Origin of the sequence: Mycobacterium sp. M26, from assembly GCF_001494595.1 — a bacterium.
Classification (GTDB): Bacteria; Actinomycetota; Actinomycetes; order Mycobacteriales; family Mycobacteriaceae; genus Mycobacterium.
The window spans coordinates 1-1540 of sequence record NZ_LN929906.1; the positions used below are offsets into that span (position 1 = coordinate 1).

The following is a 1540-nucleotide window of genomic DNA, read 5'->3' on the forward strand; positions in this document are numbered from 1 at the left end:
CCGAACTACCCGCCCCGAAGTTGAAGAACCCCGAACCACCACCAGCACCCGAATTGAAGAACCCCGACGTCGGACTCGTCGTCGAATTAAAGAACCCAGGCCCCGCCGGAATATCCAACAACGAGATGGTGATGGGGTTGATCGCGCCCAGTCCGGTGATGTGGATGTTGGTGCCGGGTCCGCCGATCTGGGCGGCGACGTTGGGCAGGGTGATGGGCACCGTCGGCACGGTGATGTTGCTGACCTGGAAGGAGGTCCCGCCGCTGACGCCCAGTGGCAGTGGCCAGAACGGCGCGGCGATGGTGAAGCCGGGGACGGTGAACGTCTCCAGGGTGAGGCCGGCGAGGTTGACGCTGATCGGAATGTCGATGGGGGCGTTGATGTCCAGCGTGATGGGGATCTCCGGGATGGTGATGCCCAGATTGGCGCTGAATTGGCCTTGGTTCTGGCCGCGCCAGAAGAAGCCGTTGCTGAAGTCTCCCGAGATGAAGGCCCCGGTGTTGACGTTGCCGGTGTTGCCCACACCAGTGTTCGAGTTGCCCGAGTTGCCCAGCCCGGTGTTGGTATTACCCGCATTGAACAACCCCGAGTTGGTATCCCCAACATTCATCCCACCGGAGTTGAACGACCCCGCATTGCCATACCCGGTGTTCGTACTACCCACATTCGAGATACCGGTGTTGGTGTTCCCCACATTGAACAACCCTGTGTTCAGGTTGCCGGAGTTGCCGATCCCGAAGTTGTTGTTCCCCGAGTTGAAGAACCCGATGTTCCCATCACCGGAGTTGAAGAACCCGATGTTGTTACTCCCCGAGTTGAACAACCCGATATTGCCCGTCCCCAGGTTCAGCGCACCGATCCCGATCTGATTGTTCCCCGTCAGACCAAACCCGATGTTCCCCGTCCCCGAGTTACCAAACCCGATATTGCCCGTACCGGTGTTCCCGAACCCAAAGTTGTTGTCCCCCTTATTACCCCACCCAATGTTCGAGTTCCCCAAATTGCCGAACCCAACATTGCCCGACCCCGCATTACCCGAACCAAGATTGTCATCCCCAGAGTTCCCCGACCCCAGATTCCCATCACCAACATTGCCGTTACCAACATTGGAACTACCCTCATTGCCCTGGCCCAGGTTCCAATCCCCCACATTGCCATGGCCGATATTGCCGAAGCCCAGATTCCCCAGACCCAGGTTCACCTGCGCACCACGCAGCAGACCCGCCACCTGAGAACCCACATTGTCCCAGCCCGAAATATTGGCCAGATCACCAAGATTCAGACTCGAGGTGTTGTAAATCCCCGAGATCCCCGACCCCAGATTCGCCACACCCGACGACAACGACCCATAGTTCAAGAACCCCGACAGCCCCGACGCACCCACCAACGTCAACGGCACCACATTCAACAACCCCGAACTACCCGCCCCGAAGTTGAAGAACCCCGAACCACCACCAGCACCCGAATTGAAGAACCCCGACGTCGGACTCGTCGTCGAATTAAAGAACCCAGGCCCCGCCGGAATATCCAACAACGAGAT

Annotated in this window: 1 pseudogene; it reads right to left on the reverse strand. The window is 58.7% G+C overall.

Annotated features, from left to right (window positions below):
* Positions 1-1540: pseudogene (locus BN3385_RS00050) on the reverse strand (PPE family protein); the annotation flags it as partial.